This is a genomic window from Bradyrhizobium niftali, assembly GCF_004571025.1.
GTDB classification, from domain to species: Bacteria; Pseudomonadota; Alphaproteobacteria; order Rhizobiales; family Xanthobacteraceae; genus Bradyrhizobium; species Bradyrhizobium niftali.
Genome location: NZ_SPQT01000016.1, coordinates 83,033 through 105,682, shown reverse-complemented (window position 1 = coordinate 105,682; position 22,650 = coordinate 83,033). Strand labels below are relative to the sequence as shown.

27 protein-coding genes and 1 riboswitch are annotated in these 22,650 nt (G+C 65.3%); of the genes, 14 read left to right on the top strand and 13 right to left on the bottom strand.

Translation table 11 applies throughout. The features are described 5' to 3' along the window. Positions 1–94: 94 nt before the first annotated feature. From E4K65_RS25965 to E4K65_RS47480, 3 genes are all read left to right on the top strand, one after another. Positions 95–1,009: a hypothetical protein gene (locus E4K65_RS25965; protein WP_135176545.1), complete on the top strand. Its 915-nt coding sequence runs from the start codon at positions 95–97 to the stop codon at positions 1,007–1,009. Between the two features lie 337 nt (positions 1,010–1,346). Further along, entirely contained in the window at positions 1,347–1,772 is a 426-nt protein-coding gene (locus E4K65_RS25960; RefSeq protein ID WP_135176544.1) for a hypothetical protein, read from the top strand. A gap of 296 nt (positions 1,773–2,068) precedes the next feature. Continuing rightward, positions 2,069–2,206, top strand: coding sequence for a hypothetical protein (locus E4K65_RS47480; RefSeq protein ID WP_018648329.1), 138 nt, complete (start codon positions 2,069–2,071; stop codon positions 2,204–2,206). 39 nt (positions 2,207–2,245) lie between these two features. Here E4K65_RS47480 and E4K65_RS47475 read toward each other — a convergent pair whose 3' ends face one another. From E4K65_RS47475 to E4K65_RS25945, 3 genes are all read right to left on the bottom strand, one after another. After that, positions 2,246–2,392 (bottom strand): hypothetical protein, encoded by a 147-nt coding sequence (locus E4K65_RS47475; RefSeq protein WP_027545961.1) that lies wholly within the window; start codon positions 2,390–2,392, stop codon positions 2,246–2,248. Between the two features lie 227 nt (positions 2,393–2,619). Beyond that, a complete protein-coding gene (locus tag E4K65_RS25950; protein ID WP_135176543.1) occupies positions 2,620–3,102 on the bottom strand; it encodes a MaoC family dehydratase in 483 nt (160 codons plus the stop codon). Next, a complete protein-coding gene (locus E4K65_RS25945; RefSeq protein ID WP_167771145.1) occupies positions 3,102–3,554 on the bottom strand; it encodes a MaoC family dehydratase in 453 nt (150 codons plus the stop codon). Before E4K65_RS25945 ends, E4K65_RS25950 begins: the two co-directional genes overlap by 1 nt. Positions 3,555–3,723: 169 nt before the next feature. Between E4K65_RS25945 and E4K65_RS25940 the strand changes: the two genes are divergently transcribed. After that, on the top strand, positions 3,724–4,020 hold the full coding sequence (locus tag E4K65_RS25940) for a DUF4282 domain-containing protein (RefSeq protein WP_027545964.1): 297 nt from the start codon (positions 3,724–3,726) through the stop codon (positions 4,018–4,020). A 170-nt stretch (positions 4,021–4,190) separates the two neighbouring features. On the opposite strand, the gene ychF is transcribed toward E4K65_RS25940, so the two are convergent. The 4 genes from ychF to E4K65_RS25920 all read right to left on the bottom strand — a co-directional run bounded on the left by ychF (position 4,191) and on the right by E4K65_RS25920 (position 7,200). After that, positions 4,191–5,288 (bottom strand): redox-regulated ATPase YchF, encoded by a 1,098-nt coding sequence (ychF, locus tag E4K65_RS25935; RefSeq protein WP_135176541.1) that lies wholly within the window; start codon positions 5,286–5,288, stop codon positions 4,191–4,193. A gap of 5 nt (positions 5,289–5,293) precedes the next feature. After that, positions 5,294–5,899, bottom strand: a complete 606-nt coding sequence (gene pth / locus E4K65_RS25930; protein ID WP_135176540.1) for an aminoacyl-tRNA hydrolase — start codon at positions 5,897–5,899, stop codon at positions 5,294–5,296. A gap of 58 nt (positions 5,900–5,957) precedes the next feature. Further along, a complete protein-coding gene (locus E4K65_RS25925; RefSeq protein ID WP_135176539.1) occupies positions 5,958–6,683 on the bottom strand; it encodes a 50S ribosomal protein L25/general stress protein Ctc in 726 nt (241 codons plus the stop codon). A 265-nt stretch (positions 6,684–6,948) separates the two neighbouring features. Then, positions 6,949–7,200 carry an accessory factor UbiK family protein gene (locus E4K65_RS25920; protein WP_011090176.1) on the bottom strand — a complete coding sequence of 84 codons (252 nt, stop codon included), beginning with the start codon at positions 7,198–7,200 and terminating at the stop codon, positions 6,949–6,951. A 166-nt stretch (positions 7,201–7,366) separates the two neighbouring features. On the opposite strand from E4K65_RS25920, the gene E4K65_RS25915 reads away from it, so the two are divergent. The 8 genes from E4K65_RS25915 to E4K65_RS25880 all read left to right on the top strand — a co-directional run bounded on the left by E4K65_RS25915 (position 7,367) and on the right by E4K65_RS25880 (position 15,104). Beyond that, on the top strand, positions 7,367–8,098 hold the full coding sequence (locus E4K65_RS25915) for a dienelactone hydrolase family protein (RefSeq protein WP_135176538.1): 732 nt from the start codon (positions 7,367–7,369) through the stop codon (positions 8,096–8,098). Between the two features lie 14 nt (positions 8,099–8,112). Next, positions 8,113–8,958: a prolipoprotein diacylglyceryl transferase gene (lgt, locus tag E4K65_RS25910; protein ID WP_167771144.1), complete on the top strand. Its 846-nt coding sequence runs from the start codon at positions 8,113–8,115 to the stop codon at positions 8,956–8,958. Positions 8,959–8,979: 21 nt separating this feature from the next. Continuing rightward, positions 8,980–10,095, top strand: a complete 1,116-nt coding sequence (locus tag E4K65_RS25905; RefSeq protein ID WP_135176536.1) for a class I SAM-dependent methyltransferase — start codon at positions 8,980–8,982, stop codon at positions 10,093–10,095. Then, complete coding sequence (gene pgeF / locus E4K65_RS25900) at positions 10,095–10,862, top strand: peptidoglycan editing factor PgeF (RefSeq protein WP_135176535.1); 768 nt, start codon at positions 10,095–10,097, stop codon at positions 10,860–10,862. Before E4K65_RS25905 ends, pgeF begins: the two co-directional genes overlap by 1 nt. Before the next feature lie 187 nt (positions 10,863–11,049). Further along, positions 11,050–11,664 (top strand): hypothetical protein, encoded by a 615-nt coding sequence (locus E4K65_RS25895; RefSeq protein WP_135176534.1) that lies wholly within the window; start codon positions 11,050–11,052, stop codon positions 11,662–11,664. A 193-nt stretch (positions 11,665–11,857) separates the two neighbouring features. Next, complete coding sequence (locus tag E4K65_RS25890; RefSeq protein WP_027545975.1) at positions 11,858–12,811, top strand: ribose-phosphate pyrophosphokinase; 954 nt, start codon at positions 11,858–11,860, stop codon at positions 12,809–12,811. A 233-nt stretch (positions 12,812–13,044) separates the two neighbouring features. Further along, positions 13,045–14,073 carry a putative zinc-binding metallopeptidase gene (locus E4K65_RS25885; RefSeq protein WP_027545976.1) on the top strand — a complete coding sequence of 343 codons (1,029 nt, stop codon included), beginning with the start codon at positions 13,045–13,047 and terminating at the stop codon, positions 14,071–14,073. Then, positions 14,070–15,104 (top strand): D-alanine--D-alanine ligase family protein, encoded by a 1,035-nt coding sequence (locus E4K65_RS25880; RefSeq protein ID WP_167771143.1) that lies wholly within the window; start codon positions 14,070–14,072, stop codon positions 15,102–15,104. The genes E4K65_RS25885 and E4K65_RS25880 overlap by 4 nt, the downstream gene beginning before the upstream one ends. A gap of 91 nt (positions 15,105–15,195) precedes the next feature. Here the strand turns inward: E4K65_RS25880 and E4K65_RS25875 are convergent, their stop codons facing one another. Beyond that, a complete protein-coding gene (locus E4K65_RS25875; RefSeq protein ID WP_135176532.1) occupies positions 15,196–15,771 on the bottom strand; it encodes a 6,7-dimethyl-8-ribityllumazine synthase in 576 nt (191 codons plus the stop codon). Between the two features lie 76 nt (positions 15,772–15,847). Beyond that, positions 15,848–16,023, bottom strand: a riboswitch (FMN riboswitch). Positions 16,024–16,487: 464 nt separating this feature from the next. Here E4K65_RS25875 and E4K65_RS25870 point away from each other — a divergent pair. Further along, a complete protein-coding gene (locus E4K65_RS25870; RefSeq protein ID WP_135176531.1) occupies positions 16,488–16,988 on the top strand; it encodes a type III secretion system chaperone family protein in 501 nt (166 codons plus the stop codon). A 154-nt stretch (positions 16,989–17,142) separates the two neighbouring features. Beyond that, positions 17,143–18,015: a pyrroline-5-carboxylate reductase gene (proC, locus tag E4K65_RS25865; protein WP_209312089.1), complete on the top strand. Its 873-nt coding sequence runs from the start codon at positions 17,143–17,145 to the stop codon at positions 18,013–18,015. Between the two features lie 127 nt (positions 18,016–18,142). On the opposite strand, the gene E4K65_RS25860 is transcribed toward proC, so the two are convergent. The 5 genes from E4K65_RS25860 to E4K65_RS25840 form a co-directional block, all read right to left on the bottom strand. Continuing rightward, entirely contained in the window at positions 18,143–18,538 is a 396-nt protein-coding gene (locus E4K65_RS25860; RefSeq protein WP_135176529.1) for a thioesterase family protein, read from the bottom strand. A gap of 203 nt (positions 18,539–18,741) precedes the next feature. Further along, on the bottom strand, positions 18,742–19,008 hold the full coding sequence (locus E4K65_RS25855; RefSeq protein WP_011090190.1) for a tautomerase family protein: 267 nt from the start codon (positions 19,006–19,008) through the stop codon (positions 18,742–18,744). Positions 19,009–19,063: 55 nt separating this feature from the next. Further along, positions 19,064–20,584 carry a histidine--tRNA ligase gene (gene hisS / locus E4K65_RS25850; protein WP_135176528.1) on the bottom strand — a complete coding sequence of 507 codons (1,521 nt, stop codon included), beginning with the start codon at positions 20,582–20,584 and terminating at the stop codon, positions 19,064–19,066. A gap of 256 nt (positions 20,585–20,840) precedes the next feature. Next, positions 20,841–21,365 carry a YegJ family protein gene (locus E4K65_RS25845; RefSeq protein WP_135176527.1) on the bottom strand — a complete coding sequence of 175 codons (525 nt, stop codon included), beginning with the start codon at positions 21,363–21,365 and terminating at the stop codon, positions 20,841–20,843. A 136-nt stretch (positions 21,366–21,501) separates the two neighbouring features. Further along, complete coding sequence (locus tag E4K65_RS25840; protein ID WP_135176526.1) at positions 21,502–22,584, bottom strand: branched-chain amino acid aminotransferase; 1,083 nt, start codon at positions 22,582–22,584, stop codon at positions 21,502–21,504. Positions 22,585–22,650: the final 66 nt, after the last annotated feature.

Genomic DNA, 22,650 nt, shown 5'->3' with positions numbered 1-22,650 from the left:
AGATCAGCATCCTTTGCGCGGAATGGCGCATGGTCATTGCGGAGGGCCGATATATATTATCGGAGGGCATGCGCTGGGGTTCGCGGGCAGGACGATGGAATTCTCGACAGGTTTTGGCTGGACCAGGCTGCCGGTGCTGGCGGCCGCGTTCGTTTTCGGCTCGGTTCTGACGGTTTCGGCGCAGATCATTCCGCCCTTTTCCCCACCCGCGGCCACGCCCGACGACGAGGCCGAGGCAGCCGAAGCCCCCGACGTCAACGACCCCGACGTGCTCAAAGGCATCGACGTCGACAAGCTCGACTGGAGCCAACTCGCGATCGACGCCGGCACGCTCAACGACCTCATCGCCGCCAAGAAGCGCGCGCAGGCGGCCGCCAATGACGGGATGAACTGGTCGTCGAACGCCAAAGCCAACGGCTCCTCGGCGGTGACGGTGAAGCAGTCGGTCTCCTCGTTCTGGGACGCCCGCATCGGCGCCGACATGACGGTGACGAGCGAGCCGCGGACCATGTCCGAGCTCTTGGCGCAGAAGGCCGCCAATGGCGGCAGCCTGCCGCAATCCTCCGGCAGCGCCTGGGCGGCCGCGACCGCGCCGGGCGCGGGCCCGATCTGGGACAAGACGGCGGTGGAAGCCCGCGTCGATCCAGGCGCCGAGCAGAGCAAGATCGGCGCCTCCCTCACCAAATCGATGCCGCTGTCGGGCGACACGTCGCTGACGCTCCAGAACGGCTACAGCGTCAACCAGCAGGGCACGACCGCGGTCCCCGGCATCGGCGGTCACATCACCCGCAACTACGAGACCGATCAGTCCGCCAAGGTCACCCTCACCGATACCGGCACAAGCGTCACCGCGGGCCAGACGCTGTCGACCACCGACGACAAATGGCTGCGCAAGTTTGGCGCCGAGCAAAAGCTGTTCGACAATGTCACCGTCTCCGGCTCGGTCGGCGAGACCTCGCAGGGCGCGATCAACAAGAGCCTGACAGCGGGGTTCAAGAAGAGCTGGTAGTCGCTAACCCAGCGCGTCACTCGCTCCTCATCCTGAGGAGCGCTCCAAAGGAGCGCGTCTCGAAGGATCGAGGCCCCCGCGGCGAGTGCCGGGCCTGCATGGTTCGAGACGCGCGCGAAGAGCGCGCTCCTCACCATGAGGGGATATGTCTGTCGTCGCCGCAGCCGCCGTTCAGACATTCCTAACCATACGCCACGGCAAAACCCCCGAATGGTCCGCCCTTGCCGCATCTCGGCCCAGTTACGGTCAAAATCCGACGCCCTGATGCGGATTGCCTTACAGACATCGTCGTGCGGGGGACACTCGCGCTGCGCTCAACGCGAACAGGGGAACAACGATGAACGCCATTCGTCCGGACAAGATCGAAGCCACCGAGACCGAGACCGCCGTCGACAGCAATCTCGCCGCGGTGACGGAAGTCGAAGCCGGCATCCGCGATTTCGTCCGCAACGACATCGCCTATCTGCGCCGCCCGGCGGCGACGACCACCGACGCACCCGCGCTCGATCCGAGCGCGGAGGCCACCGTCACCAACGTCAACTCGCTGATCCAGCGCGTCGCCGGCACCTCGCTCGCCGAGATCGAGAACCTGATCTCCGAACTCGAGAGCCTGCGCGACCTGCTCCATGCCGAAGGCCAGCGCGTCCAGCGCGAGATCTCCGGCTACGCCCAGCTCAGCCAGGCCGCGATGAAGTCGACCCGCATGATCGCCGACAACGTCGCGCAGTGGAAGCGCGCCGCCGACGGCCTGCGCAACAGCTGATCGGTTAGCACCAGGCATCACCGGCCGCCGCGTTCCGAAAGGGGCGCGGCGGTTTTGATTCTGGGGGTGTGATGGGTGCGCGCACGCTCCTCACGCTAGGCGTCATCACCCGCGAAGGCGGGTGATCCAGTATTCCAGAGACAGTGAGGCAAGAGCCGAGAGGCCGCGGCGTACTGGATGCCCCGGTCAAGCCGGGGCATGACGGCGGAGGATTTGGCTTTGAACCCGCCGCCCCTCCCCCGCGACCAATGCCAAGCGCCCGTCGGTGTTACGGCCGGGCCCGGGGGATATTTCAGATGGAAAGCATTCGGCCCGACACCACGGACCCCATACCGCTGCGCCCCGCGCCGAACCAGTTCGGCACGATCATGCTGCGCTTCGTTGGATTGTTGGCGGTTGCGATCGCGGTGCTGGCGTTCGTCTATAGCCGATGAGCGGAGGCCGGACGCCGGCCCCGAATAGTTAACGAAGTCTTACCGGGCGGCTTCCACGGTCGAGGCTTCCAGGGTGTAGGCGCCATCGGCATAGCCCTTCACCACCATGCCGGCGACCAGCATCACGGCCAGCGTCGCGGTAGCAAAGATAAATCCAACAAACTTGAGTGCGCCGCGGTCAGCCATGGTCCTCGTCCCCTGTCCTCTGCCTATTCGTTCAAATAGACAGCGACAGGTTCATAATTGGTTAGCAACTCGATGGTTCCGCCAACTGCTTCGCGGGTAACCATGTTGCGCAGGCTTATGGCAGCCGTCCGGAATAGCGTCCATAGCGCGCGGGCAACACTCGACGCCAATTCGGCGAAGGTGTTCCCTCTCCCCCTGTGGGAGAGGGTGGCTCGATGAATTCTAAACTACGCGCCCTTCACGCGCAGCGGCACGAAGGCTGAGGCGGTGATGGCGTAGACCTCTTCGCCGCGCTGGTTGGTGCCGGTGGTGCGGGCCGTCAAAATGCCCCAGCCGGGGCGCGAGGCGGAGGTGCGCTTGTCGATGACGACATTGGCGTAAGAGACGGTGTCGCCGGCGAGCACCGGCCTGATCCAGCGCAGGTCGCGAAAGCCCGGTGACGGGCCCCACACCGCGACCTCCTCACCGCGCTCTGCGGCCTCCCGCGCCAGACGTTGGCCGTCCGCGACAAGCAGGCTCATGCAAGCCGAGCCGACATGCCAGCCCGAGGCCGCGAGCCCGCCGAACAGCGAGTTCTTGCCCTCCTCCTCGTCGAGGTGAAAGCGCTGCGGGTCGAACTTTGCGGCGAAAACCTTGATCGACTCCGCCGTGAACGTGTAGGCGCCGATCTCGCGGCGATGGCCGATCTCGATGTCCTCGAAGAACCGCATCAGACCGCCCCCTCGCGCCGCTTGATCAGGATCGGCGAGGTCATCTCGCACAGCGCCTGTCCCGTCGCGTTGCGCACGGTGCATTTGAACTTGACGATGCCGAGTTCGGGGCGGCTCTTCGACGTGCGCGCCTCCAGCACATCGACGTCCAGCATGAGGTCGTCGCCGGGCCTGAGCGGCGACAGCCAGCGCACCTCGTCGACGCCGGGCGAGCCGAGCGAGGCGGCTCGGGTGATGAAGCCGTCGGCCATCATCCGCATCATCAGCGAGCAGAGGTGCCAGCCCGAGCCGGACAGGCCGCGCAGCATGCTTTGGCTGGCGGCGTTCTCGTCCAGGTGCATCGGTTGCGGATCGAACTCGGCGGCGAAGGCCAAGATCTCGTCGCGGGTGACATGGCGCGGGCCGAACGTTCCGAACCGGCCGGGCGGGAAATCTTCGAAGGTCAGGGTCATCTTGGGATTGCTGGCGGAAATGACAGATTGTGGCCGCACTTTGCGGCAATCTCAACCCGCCGGCCCGCATGGCTCGTGCTACATTCGACGCGGCGATCCTGGCCTTGAGTCGGATCAACCGAGGGCCGAAGCCCGATTCGACAAGGCCCGATTTGTCCTGGGGAGAGCGATGTTTTCATTCAGCGACCTGTTTCAGTGGGACCGCTTCATCACGCCGACGATCATCAAGACCTTCTACTGGCTGGTGATCGCGCTGATCTGCCTGTTCGGCCTCTCCGGCATCTTCTCAGGGCTCGCCGCGATGGCGATCAGCCCGTTCGGCGGCTTCCTGGTGCTGCTGTCGTCGATCGCGAGCGTCGTCGTCGGCATCGTGTTCTCGCGCATCGTCGCGGAACTGATCCTGATCGTCTTCCGCATCAACGAGCATCTCGGCGCGATCCGGGACCAGGGCGGCGGCATGAAGTGAGGCTCTCGTGTCCCGGACGCGGCGCGGCACGCAGTGACGCGACGCAGAGCCGGGACCCATGCATTCGCAATCCGGGACCCATGCATCCGCAATCAAGACTCCTGGGCCCCGGCTCTGCAGCGCACCGCTGAAGAAGCGCTGCGCTGCGTCCGGGGCACGCAGTTTGCGTCTTACGTATTGAACCGGAAATGCATCACGTCGCCGTCGGCGACGACGTATTCCTTGCCTTCGAGCCGAAGCTTGCCGGCATCGCGGGCGCCGGCCTCGCCGCCGAGCGCGACGTAGTCGTCATACGCGATCGTCTCGGCGCGGATGAAGCCCTTCTCGAAATCGGTGTGGATCACCCCGGCCGCGCCCGGCGCCTTGGTGCCGCGATAGATGGTCCAGGCACGCGCTTCCTTCGGGCCCACCGTGAAATAGGTGATGAGGTCGAGCAGCGTGTAGCCGGCGCGGATCAGGCGGTCGAGGCCGGCCTCTTCGAGACCCAGCGTCTCCAGGAAGTCGGCGCGCTCTTCACGCGAAATGGTGGCGATCTCGGATTCGATCTTGGCGGAGATAACGACGGCGACGGCGCCTTCCTTGGCAGCCTGCTCCTGCACCGCCTTCGAGAACGCATTGCCCGTCGCGGCCGAACCTTCCTCGACGTTGCAGACATAGAGCACGGGCTTGGACGAGAGCAGGCCGAGCATCCCGAAGGCACGCTCCTCCTCCGCCTTGCGCTCGACGAGGCGTGCGGGCTTGCCCTCGCGCAGCAGCACCAGGGTGCGGTTGACGAGGTCAAGCTGCTCCTTGGCGTCCTTGTCGTTGCCCTTGGCCTTCTTGCTGAGGTTGTCGAGGCGCTTCTCGAGGCTGTCGAGGTCGGCGAGCATTAGCTCGGTCTCGATGGTCTCGATGTCGGCGAGCGGGGCGATCTTGCCCTCGACATGGGTGATGTCGGAATCTTCAAAGCAGCGCACGACATGCGCGATGGCGTCGACCTCGCGGATATTGGCGAGGAACTGGTTGCCGAGGCCCTCGCCCTTGGAGGCGCCGCGCACGAGGCCCGCGATGTCGACGAAGGTCAGCCGGGTCGGAATGATCTGACCGGACTTGGCGATCGCCGCGAGCTTGTCGAGCCGCGGATCGGGCACGGCGACTTCGCCGACATTCGGCTCGATGGTGCAGAACGGATAGTTCGCGGCTTGCGCCGCGGCCGTCTCGGTCAGCGCGTTGAACAAGGTCGACTTGCCGACATTGGGCAACCCGACGATCCCGCATTTAAATCCCACGAGCGTTATTCCTTGCCGTTGTCGTCCTTGGTCAAAAATCCCTTCGCCTGCATGGCAAGATGCACCCTGTTGGCGAAGGTCGCGTCCGTGCCCTTGGCGATCAGCGCGGCGTGCTCGGCGACCGCGTCGCAGAGCGTCGCCACCCAGTCGTTGTCAGCCTTGGCGAAGTCCGACAGCACGTGGCCGTGCACCAGTTCCTTGACGCCGGGATGACCGATGCCGAGCCTGACACGGCGGTAGTCGTTGCCGATATGCGCCGAGATCGAGCGCAGACCGTTGTGGCCGGCGATGCCGCCGCCGATCTTCACGCGCACCTTGCCCGGCGGCAGTTCGAGCTCGTCATGGAACACGGTGACGTCGCCAGGGGCGATCTTGAAGAAGCCTGCCGCCTCCTGAACGCTGCGGCCGGAATCGTTCATGTAGGTCATCGGCTTGAGCAGGATCACGCGCTCAGTGCCGAGCGCGCCTTCCGAGGTCTCGCCCTGAAACCTGCGGCGCCATGGCGAGAAACCATGACGCCGCGCGATCTCGTCGACGGCCATGAAGCCGATATTGTGCCGGTTACGTGCGTATTTCGCGCCGGGATTGCCGAGCCCAACAAAGAGTCGCATGACGCGGCGCGCCCCTCGCTCGGCGCGCGATCAGGGACCGCGCGCCAGCCTTGAGAGATTACTTCTTCTTGTCGCCGCCGGCGGGAGCCTTGGCAGCCGCTGCCGGAGCAGCCGCGCCAGCCGCCGGAGCAGCCGCACCAGCCGCCGGAGCAGCCGCAGCGCCCGGAGCCGCACCACCAGCCGCGGCCGCAGCAGCAGCCTTCTGCTCTTCGGCGTAGCCGGACGGCGGCACGATGGTGACGAGGGTCGCGTCTTCGCGGGTCAGCGCCTTCACGCCGGCCGGCAGCTTGACGTCCGACAGATGCAGCGAGTGACCGATTTCGAGCGTGCCGACGTCGGCCTCGATGTACTGCGGGATGCTCTCGACACCGCATTCGAGCTCGATCGCGTGGGCGACGATGTTGATGGCGCCGCCGCGCTTCACGCCCGGGGAGGCTTCCGCCTTCACGACGTGCAAGGGCACGCTGATGCGGATGGTGGCGCCTTCGCCGAGCCGCATGAAGTCGACATGGATCGGGAAGTCCTTGACCGGATCGAGGTGGTAGTCGCGCGGAATCACGCGGTGCTTCTTGCCGTCGAGGTCGATGTCGACCAGCGTGGTCAGGAACCGGCCGGCGAGGATGCGCTGGCGCAGTTCGCGATCATCAACCGAGATCGGGAGCGGGGGCTGCTTGTTGCCATAGATCACTCCGGGCACTTTCCCGGCGCGACGCTCAGCCCGGGCGGCCCCCTTGCCGCTCTTCGGACGTGCGGTCGCCTTCAATTCCTTGACGGTCGTCGCCATAACGTTAAGTCCTTGTTTTTGCAAAAGTTAATGGGCCGCAACGCGGCCCATGGCATAGTTCGCAGCAAGCCTCCAGGGGTGCGGGGGCCGCGAACGTGGCGGGCTTTTACCCGGAAGACGCGGAAATGACAAGGAGAATGGGCTGCCGGGCTGCACCGGGTAGCCTCTTGTAGCCCGGATGGAGCGGAGCGAAATCCGGGAACTCGTGCAACAGGTGAGAGCGGCCCGGATTGCGCTGCGCTCCATCCGGGCTACGGCATTGGTGCTATCCGCCCAGCTTGGCCTCCAGCGCCGTGATGCGCGCCTTCAGGGCCTCGTTCTCCTCACGCGCCAGGCGGGCCATGTCCTTGACCGCCTCGAACTCCTCGCGCTTGACCAGGTCCATGTCGCGCAGGAATTTTTCGGCCTGGGTCCGCATCACCGTGTCGAACTCGCGCTTGACGCCCTGGGCCGCGCCGGCGGCGTCGTTCATCAGGCGGCCGATCTCGTCGAAAAACCGGTTGTTGGTCTGGGTCATTTCGGTCTCCTGGCAGCTCCGATAAACTTTGCGCGAACGCTCGAAAAGACAATGGCAATCCGGGCGGAACGGATCAAGGGCCGATCGGCGGTATCCTTGTCATGCCCCGGTTTCCTTGCAATCGTATTCAACGTCCCGGCATAAGAAGAATCACAAGGCGCACGAGATGATCGACCAGCAGATCGCGATTCCCACCAGGGACGGCCACACCGCAACCTTCATCACCCATCCCGAACGTGGCGGGCCGTTTCCGGTCATCCTGTTCTACATGGATGCGCCGGCGATCCGCGAAGAGCTGCGCGACATGGCGCGCCGGCTCGCGACATCAGGCTATTACGTGATGCTGCCGAACCTCTATTACCGCTCCGGCGCGATGGAGCTCGGCGCGCTGCCGACAGACCCGAACGCACCGGAGCGCAAGCGCATGTTCGCACTGATGGGCTCGCTCACCATTCCCATGATCATGGACGACACACGCGCGCTGCTCACCTATGCGGAGGGCCAGGCCGCCGCCAACACGAAGATGGTCGGCACCGTCGGCTACTGCATGAGCGGCCGGTACGCCGTCAACGCCGCCACGCATTTCCCCGATCGCGTCAAGGCCGCCGCCTCGGTCTACGGCACGCAGCTTGCGACGGACCAGGACGACAGCCCGCACCTCGCCGCAGCCAAGACCAGGGCCGAGCTCTATTTCGCCTGCGCTGAGACCGACATCTACGCGCCGACCGAGATCATCGAGAAGGTCAAGCAGGGCATGAGCGGCGCCAAAGCCGAGGTCGAGATCTATCCCGGCACGCATCACGGCTTCGCCTTCCCCAAGCGCCCGGTCTACGACCGCGACGCCGCCGAGCGGCATTGGGAGCGGCTGCTGGCGCTCTATCGCCGCAATCTCGTCTAGACATAGAAGGCGTGATGCCCTTTCTGCTCATCGACTTTCCCGCCTTCAAGCCGATCGCGCTCGAGATCGGCCCGTTCGCGATCCGCTGGTACGCGCTGGCCTATATCTGCGGCATCGTGTTCGGCTGGCTCTATGCGCGCTCGCTCCTGAAGAAAGAGCGCCTGTGGGGCGGGCCGGCGCCGATGTCGCTGGTGCAGATCGACGACTTCATCCTGTGGGTCACGCTCGGCATCATCCTGGGCGGCCGCACCGGCTACGTGCTGTTCTACAATCTGCCCTTCTTCATCGATCACCCCGCCGCGATCTTCCGGCTGTGGGAGGGCGGCATGTCGTTCCATGGCGGCTTCCTCGGCTGCGTCGTTGCGGTGATGTGGTTCGCCTATCGCAATGGCATCCCGATCCTGTCGCTCGGCGACATCACCACCGCGGTCGCGCCGGTCGGGCTGCTGCTCGGGCGCATCGCCAATTTCATCAACGGCGAATTGTGGGGCCGCGCCACCGATGCGAGCCTGCCCTGGGCGATGGTCTTCCCCAACGACCCGACGCAGCTGCCGCGCCATCCGAGCCAGCTCTATGAGGCCGGCATGGAGGGCATCCTGCTGTTCACGGTGCTTGCGATCATGATCCGCCTCGGCGCCCTGAAGCGGCCCGGCATGATCCTCGGCGCCTTCATCCTGATCTATGGTCTGACCCGGATCGCCGGCGAGCATTTCCGCGAGCCGGACGTCCAGCTCGGCTACTTCTGGGGCTGGTTAACCATGGGCATGCTGTTGTCGATCCCGATGCTTATTGTGGGCGGCATACTTATTGTATTGGCTATCAGGCGCGGTGCGCCGAGGCCCATCGGGGCTATCAGTTAATTCATTTCGAGAAAGCCGTCCGTGACCGACTCGCCGCTGTTGAACGAGATCAAGGCGCTGATCAAATCCTCAGGCCCCATGCCGGTCTGGCGGTACATGGAACTGTGCCTGATGCACCCACGCTACGGCTATTACGTCTCGCGCGATCCGCTCGGGCGTGAGGGCGACTTCACCACCGCGCCCGAGGTCAGCCAGATGTTCGGCGAGCTGCTGGGACTGTGGACCGCCTCGGTATGGAAGCAGATGGGCTCGCCGCAATTCTTGCGGCTGATCGAGCTCGGCCCCGGCCGCGGCACCATGATGGCGGATGCGCTGCGCGCGCTCCGCGTGCTGCCGCCGCTCTACCAGGCGCTTCATATCCACCTGGTCGAGGTCAATCCCGTCCTGCGCGAACGGCAGAGTGCGATGCTGTCGGGCGTGCGCCACATCGCCTGGCACGACAGCATCGACGACGTGCCCGAAGGCCCGAGCATCATCCTCGCCAACGAATATTTCGACGTGCTGCCGATCCACCAGATGGTCCGCCACGAGAACGGCTGGCACGAGCGCGTGATCGAGATCGATCCCAACGGCAAGCTTCAGTTCGGCGCGGCCCCCGAGCCGACGCCGCGCTTCGACGTGCTGCTGCCGCCCCTGGTGCGCGCCGCGCCCGTCGGCGCCGTGTTTGAATGGCGTCCCGACGGTGAGATGATGAAGCTCGCCACGCGCGTGCGCGACCAGGACGGTGCGGCGCTGATCATCGATTACGGCCATTTGCGCAGCGATGCCGGCGACACCTTCCAGGCGATCGCGCGCCACACCTTCACCGATCCCTTGAAGGCGCCGGGCCAGGCCGACGTCACCGCCCATGTCGATTTCCAGGCGCTGGCGCGCGCGGCTGAGGATGTCGGCGCCCGCGTGCACGGGCCGGTGACGCAGGGCGATTTCCTCAAGCGCGTCGGCATCGACACCCGCGCGGCCGCATTGATGCAGAAGGCGGCGCCTGAGGTCGCCACCGACATTTCCGTGGCGCTGAAGCGCCTGACCGACACCGGGCGCAGCGGCATGGGCTCGATGTTCAAGGTGCTCGGCATCTCCGAGCCGCGGCTGTCAGGCCTTGCCGGCCTCAGCGATCTCGAACAGGCCGGAGGGAACTGATGACTCTCGCTTCGTCGCTGCTGTCGGCGGTGCCAGGCCTGCGCCATTCCTTTTTCACGCGCGAAGGCGGCGTCTCCGGCGGCATCTATGCCGCGCTGAATGGCGGGCTCGGCTCCAACGACGATCAGGCCCTCGTCGCGGAGAATCGCCGCCGCATGGCCGAGCATGTCGGCGTGGCGCCCGAACGTTTCCTCAGCCTGCACCAGATCCATTCGCCCGACGTGCTGGTTGCCGAGACGCCGTGGCCGAGCGGGCCGCGGCCGAGGGGCGACGCGCTGGTGACCAAGACGCCCGGCATCGCGCTCGGCGTCTCCACCGCCGATTGCGGGCCGGTGCTGTTCGTCGATCCCAATGCGCGCGTCATCGGCTGCGCCCATGCCGGCTGGAAGGGCGCGCTGACCGGCGTGCTGGAGGCGACAATTCTAGCGATGGAAAAGCTCGGCGCCACGCGCGGCGGCATCATCACGGCGATCGGCCCGCTGATCCGGCAGGAGAGCTATGAAGTCGGCAACGAGTTCGTGGCGCGCTTCATCGAGGCGGACGCGGAGAACGCGATGTTCTTCATTCCGTCGGCGCGCGAGGGCCACGCGATGTTCGACCTCGCCGGCTTCATCCGGACGCGGCTGGAAGCCGCCGGCATCCTGATGATCGACGATCTCGGCCTCGACACCTACGCCGACGAGCGCTTCTTCAGCTATCGCCGCTCGGTGCATCGCAAGGAGCCGGACTACGGCCGGCACGTCCACGCGATCGCGCTCGAAGCGTGAACACAAGGGCAACACACCGTCATTCCGGGGCGATGAGAAGCATCGAACCCGGAATCCATCGTGCAACAGTTTGCGCGGCAAGATGGATTCCGGGCTCGCGCCAAGTGGCGCGACCCGGAATGACGGTGGTCTGTGTCGCCTCCGCCCTAGACGTTAATGCGTTTTAACGATATCGCTGCCCTCCATAATGAGGGACGCGTCATCCATCTTGCGCCGCGCGGGTTCGCGCGTGCTGGCGGGCATGTTGCTGGCAGCGGCGACCGCGCTTGGCGGCTGCGCCGGCGGCGGTGGTGCCGCCAACTCCTATGCGATGGCGCCGAGCGCCGGCTCTGGGGCCACGGTAGCCTTCGAATCCATCGACGGCCCCCCGCCCCAGGTATTCGACCGCATGGTCGGCGTGCTCGACAGCGAATCCAAGCTGCGCAGCCTGTCCGTGGTCTCCCGCGAGGGTTCGGCCGCCTACCGCGTGCGCAGTTACCTCTCCGCCCAGATCGTGCGCGGCAGGACCGTGATCGCCTGGGTCTGGGACGTCTATGACGCCAACCAGCAGCGGGCGCTGCGCCTCTCCGGCGAGGAACCCACCGCCAGCAAGGGGGGCCGCGATCCCTGGGGAGCCGCCGACGACCTCGTGCTGCGGAAGATCGCCCAGGCCGGATTCAGCGGACTTTCCAACATGATCAACGGGACGCCGGAGGCGCCGAGCGCTGCTCCGGGCCTGCGCGGACCGGCGGTGGCAAGCGTCACCCCGGAGGCTCCGGCATCGGACATGCCGGCCTCGGCGCTCGGCTATGCCGAGCGATAACCCCCGCTAAACCACGGCCTCAAGTTGCGGCCAAGCCGTTGGCCCGACTCAGGATTTTCAAAGGGAAAAGTAGCATCCCGGGTTGCCATTGCGGCCCCCGGCCTGATATTTCCTCGCCCGTCGTAACCGTGCTTCAAGTGGGTATTCCCAGATGTTGAACGTCCTATCCAGCAAAGCGCGGGAGGAAGCGTCTATGTCGGCCAAGAACGGCTCCATCAAGCTTGTCGCCGGCAACTCCAATCCGGCTCTCGCCCAGGCCATTGCCCAGGGCCTGGACATGCCGCTGACCAAAGCGGTGGTACGGCGCTTCGCCGACATGGAGATTTTCGTCGAGGTCCAGGAGAACATCCGCGGCTCGGATGCCTTCATCATCCAGTCGACCTCGTTCCCGGCGAACGATAATCTGATGGAGCTGCTGATCATCACCGATGCGCTGCGCCGCTCCTCGGCGCGCCGCATCACCGCAGTGATCCCCTATTTCGGCTATGCCAGGCAGGACCGCCGCTCCGGCTCGCGCACGCCGATCTCGGCCAAGCTCGTCGCCAATCTGATCACCCATGCCGGCGTCGACCGCGTCATGACGCTCGACCTGCATGCCGGCCAGATTCAGGGCTTCTTCGACATCCCGACCGACAATTTGTTTGCTGCCCCCCTGATGGTGCGCGACATCCGCGAACGTTTCGACCTCTCCAAGGTGATGGTGGTATCGCCCGACGTCGGCGGCGTGGCCCGCGCCCGCGGACTCGCCAAGCGCATCAACACCCCGCTCGCTATCGTCGACAAGCGCCGCGAGCGGCCGGGTGAATCCGAAGTCATGAACGTGATCGGCGACGTCTCCGGCTACAGCTGTATTCTGGTCGACGACATCGTCGATTCCGGCGGCACGCTGGTGAACGCGGCCGATGCGCTGATCGCCAAGGGCGCCAAGGACGTCTACGCCTACATCACCCACGGCGTGCTCTCCGGCGGCGCGGCCGCCCGTATCACGAATTCCAAGCTGAAGGAGCTCGTGATCACCGACTCGATCCTGCCGACGGAAGCGGTGAGCAAGGCGCCGAACATCCGCACGCTGCCGATCGCCAGCCTGATCTCGGACGCGATCGCGCGCACCGCGGCGGAAGAGTCGGTGTCGAGCCTGTTCGACTGAACAAGCTGGCTTCGTAGGGTGGGTTAGCCCTGCGGACTGCGCGAAGCGCAGACCGCTCGGCGTAACCCACCTCTTTTGTTTCCGCAGAGACAGACAGTGGTGGGTTACGCCTTCGGCTAACCCACCCTACGGTCCGATGCGCCGCGGCACACCGCGCCCGCCCACGGGTTGTTGCCAACCGCGGCCCATGACATCATCCGGACGCCGAGTCATCTCTGCCCTCTGGATGCCTGATGCCACGCCGGAAATTTGCCTGGGAGAAGCTGTCGGATGACGAATTGCTCGAGCAACGCCTCAGCAGCCTGAGGGTTACGGTCGAAGGTACCTGGCTCGAGGATTGCGTCGGCACGCTCCACGAGGAGCTGGAAGAGCGGGGCATCCGGCTGCGGCCGCACACATGGATCTCGAGCGAATGGTTCAGTCCGGGAGATGTGCCCGGCATCGCCATCCCGTTCTATCTCGCCCATCCCCGCCTGATGAAGCTCGAGAAAAGGATGATGTTCGACGTCGAGGGCGGAACCTGGCGCGAGTGCATGGCCATCCTCCGTCACGAGGCAGGCCATGCCATCCAGCACGGCTATCAGTTGCAGCGCCGCCGGCGCTGGCAGCAGCTGTTCGGCCCATCGTCAAAGCACTATCCGCGCTACTACCGGCCCAATCCGGCGAGCCGCCGCTATGTCCAGCATCTTCGGCTCTGGTACGCGCAGAGCCATCCTGACGAAGACTTCGCCGAAACCTTTGCGGTGTGGCTGCGGCCGCGCTCGAACTGGCGGACACGATATGCCGGCTGGCCGGCACTGAAGAAGCTCGAATATGTCGACGAACTGATGGGCGAGATCGCAGGCAAGCGGCCGCTTATCACGACGCGAGAGCGTGTCGACCCGCTGAGCAAGCTCAGCCAGACGCTCGACGACCACTACAAGAAGAAGCAGGCGTTCTACGCCTTCACGCCGCCGAAGACCTACGACCGCGACCTCTCGAGGCTGTTTTCCGCCGATCCACGGCATTACCGGTCAAAGCCGGCTTCGAGCCTGATCAGGCGGCACCGCGCCCAGATCAGGCAATTGGTCGCGCGGTGGACCGGCGAGAACCAGCTCACGCTCGATGCCGTGCTTGACGATATGATCTCCCGCTGCCGCGAGCTCGATCTGCGCGCCGTCGGCCCCGAACAGAAGCTCGTTCTCGATTTCACCGTCCTCGTGACCGCCAAGACGATGCACGCGCTGTTTGGCCCGTCTCGGCGCAAATGGATCGCGCTATGAGACGCTTGCGCATTCTGGTCCTGATGCATCCGGACTTCATGCCTCCGGACTCAAGCGACGGATACTCCGCGCAGGAAATCAACGCGTGGAAAACGGAATACGACGTGGTGAGCACCTTGCGCGCGGCCGGCCACGAGGTTCGCGCCCTCGGCGCGCAGGACGAAATCAAGCCGGTGCGCGAGGCGATCGAAGAGTTCAAGCCGCACGTGGTTTTCACGTTGCTGGAGGAATTCCACAACAACGTCGCCTACGACCAGCACATCGCCAGCTATCTCGAGCTGTTGAAGGTCCCCTATACCGGGTGCAATCCGCGCGGCCTGATCCTGGCGCGCGGCAAGGATTTGTCCAAGACGCTGGTGCATCACCGCCGGATCGCGGCGCCGGCCTTCGCCGTCTTCCCGATGCGCCGCAAGGTGAAACGCCCGACGCGCCTTGCGCTGCCGCTGATCGTCAAGAGCCTGAACATGGACGGGTCCTTCGGCATCTCGCAGGCATCGATCGTCGATACCGACGAGAAGCTCGCGGAGCGGGTCGCCTTCATTCACGAGCGCGTCGAATCCGCCGCGATCGCCGAGCAGTTCATCGAGGGGCGCGAGCTCTATGTCGGCGTGCTCGGCAACAACCGGCTGCGTGTTCTGCCGGTCTGGGAACTGAAATTCGGCAGCATGGGCGGACGCAGCTCACGGCACATCGCCACGGAGAAAGCCAAGCACGACACCGACTATCAGGAGAAGGTCGGCATCGTCGACGGGCCGGCGAAGGACCTCGCGCCCGAAGTCACCGCGCGCATCCAGCGCGCCGCGAAGCGCATCTACCGGGCGCTCGGCCTCGACGGCTATGCGCGTATCGATTTTCGTCTCGCCGCCGACGGCACGCCGTATTTCATCGAAGCCAATCCCAACCCCGAGATCGCCAAGAGCCAGGAATTCGCCACGGCGGCTCAACATGCCGGGCTCAAATATCCGGATCTCCTGCAGCGCATCCTGACGCTCGGGATCAGCCGGGCCAAGGCGGGGGTGTCGCTGGGGTGATGCGAGATGGCAGCGACCGTAGAATAGCCCCTCATCCTTTGAGACGCGCTGCGCGCTCCCAGGGATGAGGGGTGATGGTCGCTACGCTGCGTTACGCAATTCCCGCCGCGACCTGGCCGCGCAAGCGCTCCAGACCGAGCAGCGTGTTGGCGCAGGCTTCTGCGACCTCGACGCCCTTGATCGCGAAATGCCTGCGAAAGAAATCGTAGTGCACTTCGGTCTCGTGGAATTGCTGCGGCGTCAGGACCGCGGAGAACACCGGCACCTCGGTGCGGAGCTGCACGTCCATCAACGCCTTGATCACGGTATCGGCGACGAACTCGTGCCGATAGATGCCGCCGTCGACGACGAGGCCGGCCGCGACGATCGCGGTGTAGCGCCGCGTCTTGGCGAGGATCTGCGCGTGCAGCGGGATCTCGAACGAGCCCGGCACCTCGAACACGTCGACATGGGTGAGGTGACGCGCCTCGGCCTCCTTCATGAAGGCGATGCGGGCCTCCTCGACCACGTCGCGGTGCCAGCAGGCCTGCACGAAGGCCACCCGCTGCGGTTTTGCAAAACGCGGATGCTCGATGGCCGGTGGGTCCACGGGAACCGGCGGTTGGGTCGTCTCGGCAGTTTCAGCTTGGGAAGTTTGGACTTGGGGATCTTGCAACATCTGATTCATGGCTTTCCTCAGTTAAGGACCAGAATCAGGGCACACGGAACGACAAGCAGCCGCACCTTGCGATGCGTCTGCCACCGACCGTTCTCTTTCATCCGGACTTTAACCGTCGGCTTCGGAGTTGCACCGAATCTGCTGACCCTTCCCTTCGGATAAAATCCCTTTTCAGGACAAATCCCGGGGAAGGCGCTCGCGGGCTTGGGCCTTTCGGCCCTTACCGCCGGTGGGGACTTCCACCCCGCCCTGAGAACTTATCCACCCGATATGGGTGGACTATTTCGAATTATGACGAACCGGGAGACGGCCAGCAAGAACCTTCCTTATGGGTACTACGCATGTGCCTATGACGTCAGAGCGAAACTCTGCGAAAATCCTGCGGGGCGGACTTCGAACAGGGCGGGACCGATCCGGACCCGCAAGGAGGGCACCGGCACATGGAACGCAGCAGGCGCCGGCCGATCCGATTCCGGTTTGTTCTCCTCCGTTAAGAATTGTGGCGGAGATGAGCTGTGGACGAACGAGTCCTGACTTGTGGACGGACTCGGCAGCCAGTTGCGCAGATTCCGCAAATCACATCAGTTGATCCGCGACAAGCCCGCGCTGATCCCGGGATCGCGAGAGCGACGCCAAGGGGATCGCCTTAGCAATATTAAGGGAGCGCGCGCCGGACCAACCGCGTGCGTATCAAAGACAACAAGAAGGCAAGAGGTCGAGACGGCATGTCCCTGCTCGAAGGCGCTATCGATTCCCGAAGTCATCCGCTCGCGGTGGTCGAGGATATCGCTGCCAGCAACAACTGGCCGTTCGAACGCTCCGGCGAAGACGAACTCACGATTGTCTCGAAGGGACAATGGACCGACTACCAGCTCTCCTTCACCTGGATGGGCGGGATCGAGGCGCTGCATCTGGCCTGCGCGTTCGACATGAAGATTCCGGTCGCGCGGCGGAGCGAAGTGCAGCGGCTCGTTGCCGCCGTCAACGAGCAGTTGTGGGTCGGCCATTTCGACCTGTGGACCAACACCGGCATGGTCATGCACCGCCAGGCCCTGGTGCTGCCGGGCGGACTGACCGCCTCGACCGCGCAATGCGAAGCCATGCTCGCCGGCGCCATCCACGCCTGCGAGCGCTACTTCCCGGCGTTCCAGTTCGTGGTGTGGGCCGGCAAGACCACGACGGAAGCGATGGACGCGGCGATGTTCGATACGGTTGGAGAGGCGTAAGGTTCTCGTGACGTAGGGAGCCGCCGCTCCCTCCCCACCGTCGTCCCGGCCTAGTGCGCAATTGCGCACGGGGGCCAGGACCCATACCGCGTGATATCGCTTGGGGCACGCGGCTTGTTGCCAACACCTGCATCCACTAGAAACATTCGTGGTTATGGGTCCCGGCCTTCGCCGGGACGACACCGAATTTGTGGTGACCACAGTGGCGAACAGCACCCTTCAAAACATCACCGGCACAATCCTTCTCGCCGGCGCCGGCAAGATGGGCGGCGCGATGCTGACCGGCTGGCTGGCGGGCGGGCTCGATCCGCGCCGTGTCGCGGTGGTCGACCCGCATATCACGCCCGAGATCAGCGCGCTTGCCGCCAAGGGCGTGGCGCTCAATCCCGATGCGAAGGCGGCAGGCCAGGTCGAGACCATGGTCGTCGCGGTGAAGCCGCAGATGTTCCGCGAGGCCGGCGCGAAGCTGAAGTCCTTCGTCTCGGAGAAGACCTCCGTGGTCTCGATCATGGCGGGAACCACGATTGCCTCGCTCCAGGAGGTCTGCGGCGGCGCCGTGGTGCGCGCGATGCCGAACACGCCGGCCGCGATCGGCCGCGGCATCACGGTGGCGGTTGCGGCGAACAACGTCAGCGCCACGCAGCGCGCGGTCGCCGATGCGCTGCTGCGCGCCACCGGCTCGGTCGAATGGGTCGAGGATGAGAGCCTGATGGATGCGGTGACCGCGGTGTCCGGCTCGGGGCCGGCCTATGTGTTCCTGCTCGCCGAGGAACTTGCGCGCGCCGGTGTCGAAGCGGGATTGCCCGAGGCGCTGGCGACGAAGCTCGCGCGCGAAACCGTCGCCGGCTCGGGCGAGCTGCTGCATCAATCCGAGCTTCCCTCCGGCACGCTGCGCCAGAACGTCACCTCGCCCGGCGGCACCACGGCCGCAGCGCTCGGTGTGCTGATGGGTGAGCCCGGCCTGCGCGACCTGATGATCCGCGCGATTGCGGCCGCAACGCAGCGGTCGAGGGAATTGGCGAAGTAGCAAGCCCTCATGGTGAGGAGGCGCGTCAGCGCCGTCTCGAACCATGCAGGCCCGGCTCTCGCCCGCGGCCATCCTTCGAGACGACCACTTCGCGGTCTCCTCAGGATGAGGTCAGAGCGAGTGGCAGCTACGTAGCGCCGAGGCGCTTGTTGAACATCTCGACATTGACGAGCCCGCGCGCGTGGTGGCCCTCGCCGAGCTTGCGCGTGCCCTCGAACGCCTCGACCTCGAAACGGATGACGCGGCGCTCGACCGCGACCACCTTCGCGGTGGTCCGCACCGTCGCGCCGACGAGGGCGGCGGCGAGATGGCGGATGTCGACCTCGGTGCCGACGGTGACCCAGCCCGGCTGAAGCGCAGAGCGGATCGCGTCGCCCGCGGTCATCTCCATCTCGAGGATCATCATCGGCGTCGCATAGACAAAAGGCATGCCGGGCACGAAATGTCCGACCGTGCGCTCCACCGGGACCACCAGCGTGCGCTCCGCGCTCATGCCTGTCGTGATGAAGTCGCGTGCGTCCATCGTCCCTCAAACTCCGCTGTCGTCCCGGACAAGCGAAGCGTAGCGAGCGCAGATCCGGGACCCATAGCCTCAGGGAGTAGCTTGGCGAAGACTCGTAGTTAGCAGCTCGCCCACAACCGCTCCCTGTGGTTATGGGTCCCGGCGTTCGCGGGGACGACAGTTGTGATTGCTGCTGCGACTGTGGCTACCCGCGCCCGCCGAAACTACTTCTTCGCCGCCGCCGCGCGCTCCACGAAGGTCTTGCCGCCCTTCATCTTGTGGCGGAGCGGGGCTTCGTTGATCTGGATGACGACGGCATCGGCGTCGACGCCGAGATTCTTCACCAGCGCCTGCGTGATGTCGCGCATCATGCCGGCCTTCTGCTCGTCGGTGCGGCCTTCGGCCATGCTGACGGTGATCTCAGGCATCGTTTTCTCCCTGCTGCTGTCGTCATGATCGGGCTTGTCCCGATCATTCAAAGTCGTGTGCATCAAACAGGACGTGGGTGCCCGGGACAAGCCCGGGCATCAGGCGATGCGCGAATGGCTAGCCCCAGCTCACGTCATGGCGCGCCAGCACCTCGCGCACCTTGGCGACGAGGTCGGCTTCGCTGCACGAGAACTGCGCCGGGCGGCTCTCGCGCCATTCCTGGTTGGAGGCAATGGCGGCGGCCGCTTTGGCGCCCTCGATCAGATCCTTGATCTGCAGCTCGCCGCGCGCCTTTTCATCGGAGCCCTGGATGATCACGCAGGGGCTGTTGCGACGGTCGGCATATTTGAGCTGGTTGCCCATGTTCTTGGGATTGCCGAGATAGAGCTCGGCGCGGATGCCGGCGGTGCGCAAGGACGCGACCATCTTCTGATAGTCGGCGACGCGGTCGCGGTCGAACACGGTGACGACGACGGGACCGAACTCGGGCCGCGTGTCGAGCTTGCCGAGCAGCGTCAGCGCGGCCTGGAGGCGCGAGACGCCAATCGAGAAACCGGTCGCCGGCACCGGCTCGCCGCGGAAGCGCGAGACGAGACCGTCATAGCGGCCACCGCCGCCGACGGAGCCGAAGCGCACCGGGCGGCCCTTCTCGTCCTTGGTGTCGAGCAGGAGTTCGACCTCGTAGACGGGGCCGGTGTAATATTCGAGGCCGCGCACGACGGAGGGGTCGATCCTGATGCGGTCCGCGCCATAGCCCGACGCCGTGACCAGCTTGGCGATCTCTTCCAGCTCGCTCACGCCGGCCTGACCAACTTCGGTCTTGGCGAGGTAAGTTTCCGCCGCGGCAATGGCCTCTTTCCAATCGTCGCGCGGTTTGGTGATGGCGAGAACAACGTCAGCCTCGGCCGCGCTCAAATTGGCGCCCTTCGTGAAGTCGCCCTTGCCCTCTTCGCCACCATCCCATCTGCCGGGACCGAGCAATTTGCGCACCTCGTCGGCGGGAAACTTGTCGAGCTTGTCGATTGCGCGCAGCACAGTCAGTCTGCGTGCGGCATTCTCGTCACCAGCGAGCCCGATTGCTTCCAGAACACCGTCGAGCACTTTTCGGTTGTTGACCTTCACCACGTACTGGCCGCGCTGAACGCCGAGCGCCTCCATCGTGTCCGCGGCCATCATGCAGATCTCGGCATCCGCCGCCGGCGTTGCCGAGCCGACCGTATCGGCATCGAACTGCATGAACTGGCGGAAGCGGCCGGGGCCGGGCTTCTCGTTGCGGAAGACGTAGCCGACGCGGTAGCTGCGGTAGGGCAAGACGAGAGCGTCGGTCCCGTAGCGCTCGCCGACATAGCGGGCGAGCGGCGCGGTCAGATCGTAGCGCAAGCTAATCCACTGCTCGTCGTCATCCTGGAACGAGAACACGCCCTCGTTCGGGCGATCCTGGTCGGGCAGGAACTTGCCGAGCGCGTCGGTGTATTCCATCGCCGGCGTCTCCACCGGCTCGAAGCCGTAGAGCTCGTAGACGGCGCGGATCTTCTCGACCATCTCGCGCGTCGCCCGGATCGCGGCGGGATCGCGATCCTCGAGCCCGCGCGGCAGACGCGCCTTCAGTTTCTGGGGTTTTTTGGGTTTCTCGGCCATGCGCGGCGTTTACCAGCCGACGCGCGAGGCGGCAACCGGTCTTGCCCTCTCCCCTTGTGGGAGAGGGTGGCTCGCCGCGGTAGCGGCGAGACGGGTGAGGGGTCTCTTTCCGCGGGTCATTCTCTTCCAAACACGCGGAGAGAACCCCTCATCCGGCGCCATAGCCGAAGCCTAGCTTCGGCGTTCTTAAGAACGGCGGCCAATGGCCGCCTATGCCACCTTCTCCCACAAGGGGAGAAGGGAAGAGACCCTACCGCTACGGCTGCTCCATGCGCGCCCGGAGGGCATCGGCATCGGCCTTTGGCAGCGACTTCAGCGTCGGCTTGATGGTCTCCCCGCCGACGATCTTGCCGTTGCGCATGAACATCCAGTCCGAGATGTCGGCTTCGCTGAACTTGACCTCGTCGCCCGCGTGCTTGCCGGGCAGATCGCGCGGCTCATTGGCGAAGCGGCCGGAATAGGCCCCGTTGGGCAGCTTCTTCACCTCGGCGATCCAGATGTGCTCGCCGCCCTTGCGGGTGGAAAAGCGCACTTTCAGGGCGTGCCCGGCCTCCGACGGCTTGGGCGCCTCGTACGAGGCCCAGAAGGTTGGGAGCGTGCCGCGGCCGCGCGCGATCGCGGCGTTCATTTCGGGATCGGTGGTGCGCACGTCGACGATCGGCGAGCGGTCTTGCGCTGCGACCTCGGGCGCGGGGCCGATGGTCAGGATGCCGAAAACACTAACGCCGGTGATTGCGGCGAGAACGGCCCATTTCAGGGGCTGGGAGAGTTGCGTTGCCATGATAGCGATGTCCAGGATGCTTCGATGTCTCCTGGCTTTGTCGCGTGTCGGCAGCAGCACGTTCATAGCGCAATAAGCCACAAACGTTGCGTGTTTCCCCTCTCCCTTGCGAGAGGGGAAACGTAATCGCCGTCGATCAAAACACCTTGCGGATCCAGTTGTGCGGATCGTTGGTGCGGCCGTACTGGATGTCGACGAGCTGCTTGCGCAGGCCCATGGCGACGGGGCCGGCGGCGCCGCCGCTGATCTCGAAATCGCCGCTCACCGAGCGCACCTTGCCGATCGGCGAGATCACGGCCGCAGTGCCGCAGGCGAAGGCTTCCTTCAGCTTGCCGGAGCCTGCATCCTTGCGCCACTGGTCGAGGGAGTACGGCTCCTCGCGCACCGTCTTGCCGGCATCCTTCGCCAGCGCGATGATGGAGTCGCGGGTGATGCCGGGCAGGATCGTGCCGAGCGGCGGCGTCGAGAGCGAGCCGTCGTCGAACACGAAGAAGACGTTCATGCCGCCGAGCTCCTCGATGTAGCGGCGCTCGACCGCGTCGAGGAACACGACCTGATCGCAGCCGTGCTGGATGGCTTCGGCCTGGGCGCGCAGGCTCGCCGCATAATTGCCGCCGCACTTGACGGCGCCGGTGCCGCCGATCGCGGCGCGCGTGTAGTTCTCCGACACCCAGATCGAGACCGGCGCAGGTCCGCCCTTGAAGTAGGAGCCAACAGGCGAGGCGATCACCGCGAAGATGTATTCGGACGACGGCTTGACGCCGAGGAAGGTCTCGCTCGCGATCATGAAGGGCCGCAGGTAAAGGCTGCCCTCGCCGCCCGGCATCCAGGCGCGATCGATACGCACGACCTGCTCGACCGCCTCGATGAAGACGTCTTCGGGCAGCTGCGCCATCGCCATGCGGTCGGCGGAGTCCTTGAAGCGGCGCGCATTGGCGTCGGGGCGGAACAGGTTCACGCCGCCGTCGTCGCGCTTGTAGGCCTTGAGGCCCTCGAAAATCTCCTGAGCGTAGTGCAGGACTGCGCCGGCTGGATCGATCTGGAAGTTGGCGCGCGCCTCGATCTTCGCCTCGTACCAGCCGCCCTTGGCCTGGTTATAGCGGACCACAGCCATGTGATCGGTGAAGACGCGCCCGAAGCCGGGGTCCACCAGCTTGGCGACCCGATCCTTCTCGGGCGTCGGGTTGGATGCGGGCTGGATGTCGAATTTCATGCTCATGTCCTTGCCTCCCGCTGCCGGTAGCGGCGCTGTTCGGGCGCCCGCCTGCCCGTTCCGGGCCCGGCT

Bases quoted from the DNA above. Each gene is read 5' to 3' on its own strand.
- E4K65_RS25965 (WP_135176545.1), top strand. From the start codon at position 95: ATGGAATTCTCGACAGGTTTTGGCTGGACCAGGCTGCCGGTGCTGGCG.
- E4K65_RS25960 (WP_135176544.1), top strand. From the start codon at position 1,347: ATGAACGCCATTCGTCCGGACAAGATCGAAGCCACCGAGACCGAGACC.
- E4K65_RS47480 (WP_018648329.1), top strand. From the start codon at position 2,069: ATGGAAAGCATTCGGCCCGACACCACGGACCCCATACCGCTGCGCCCC.
- E4K65_RS47475 (WP_027545961.1), bottom strand. From the start codon at position 2,392: ATGGCTGACCGCGGCGCACTCAAGTTTGTTGGATTTATCTTTGCTACC.
- E4K65_RS25950 (WP_135176543.1), bottom strand. From the start codon at position 3,102: ATGCGGTTCTTCGAGGACATCGAGATCGGCCATCGCCGCGAGATCGGC.
- E4K65_RS25945 (WP_167771145.1), bottom strand. From the start codon at position 3,554: ATGACCCTGACCTTCGAAGATTTCCCGCCCGGCCGGTTCGGAACGTTC.
- E4K65_RS25940 (WP_027545964.1), top strand. From the start codon at position 3,724: ATGTTTTCATTCAGCGACCTGTTTCAGTGGGACCGCTTCATCACGCCG.
- pth (WP_135176540.1), bottom strand. From the start codon at position 5,899: ATGCGACTCTTTGTTGGGCTCGGCAATCCCGGCGCGAAATACGCACGT.
- E4K65_RS25925 (WP_135176539.1), bottom strand. From the start codon at position 6,683: ATGGCGACGACCGTCAAGGAATTGAAGGCGACCGCACGTCCGAAGAGC.
- E4K65_RS25920 (WP_011090176.1), bottom strand. From the start codon at position 7,200: ATGACCCAGACCAACAACCGGTTTTTCGACGAGATCGGCCGCCTGATG.
- E4K65_RS25915 (WP_135176538.1), top strand. From the start codon at position 7,367: ATGATCGACCAGCAGATCGCGATTCCCACCAGGGACGGCCACACCGCA.
- lgt (WP_167771144.1), top strand. From the start codon at position 8,113: ATGCCCTTTCTGCTCATCGACTTTCCCGCCTTCAAGCCGATCGCGCTC.
- pgeF (WP_135176535.1), top strand. From the start codon at position 10,095: ATGACTCTCGCTTCGTCGCTGCTGTCGGCGGTGCCAGGCCTGCGCCAT.
- E4K65_RS25895 (WP_135176534.1), top strand. From the start codon at position 11,050: ATGAGGGACGCGTCATCCATCTTGCGCCGCGCGGGTTCGCGCGTGCTG.
- E4K65_RS25890 (WP_027545975.1), top strand. From the start codon at position 11,858: ATGTCGGCCAAGAACGGCTCCATCAAGCTTGTCGCCGGCAACTCCAAT.
- E4K65_RS25885 (WP_027545976.1), top strand. From the start codon at position 13,045: ATGCCACGCCGGAAATTTGCCTGGGAGAAGCTGTCGGATGACGAATTG.
- E4K65_RS25880 (WP_167771143.1), top strand. From the start codon at position 14,070: ATGAGACGCTTGCGCATTCTGGTCCTGATGCATCCGGACTTCATGCCT.
- E4K65_RS25875 (WP_135176532.1), bottom strand. From the start codon at position 15,771: ATGAATCAGATGTTGCAAGATCCCCAAGTCCAAACTTCCCAAGCTGAA.
- E4K65_RS25870 (WP_135176531.1), top strand. From the start codon at position 16,488: ATGTCCCTGCTCGAAGGCGCTATCGATTCCCGAAGTCATCCGCTCGCG.
- proC (WP_209312089.1), top strand. From the start codon at position 17,143: ATGGGTCCCGGCCTTCGCCGGGACGACACCGAATTTGTGGTGACCACA.
- E4K65_RS25860 (WP_135176529.1), bottom strand. From the start codon at position 18,538: ATGGACGCACGCGACTTCATCACGACAGGCATGAGCGCGGAGCGCACG.
- E4K65_RS25855 (WP_011090190.1), bottom strand. From the start codon at position 19,008: ATGCACACGACTTTGAATGATCGGGACAAGCCCGATCATGACGACAGC.
- hisS (WP_135176528.1), bottom strand. From the start codon at position 20,584: ATGGCCGAGAAACCCAAAAAACCCCAGAAACTGAAGGCGCGTCTGCCG.
- E4K65_RS25845 (WP_135176527.1), bottom strand. From the start codon at position 21,365: ATGGCAACGCAACTCTCCCAGCCCCTGAAATGGGCCGTTCTCGCCGCA.
- E4K65_RS25840 (WP_135176526.1), bottom strand. From the start codon at position 22,584: ATGAGCATGAAATTCGACATCCAGCCCGCATCCAACCCGACGCCCGAG.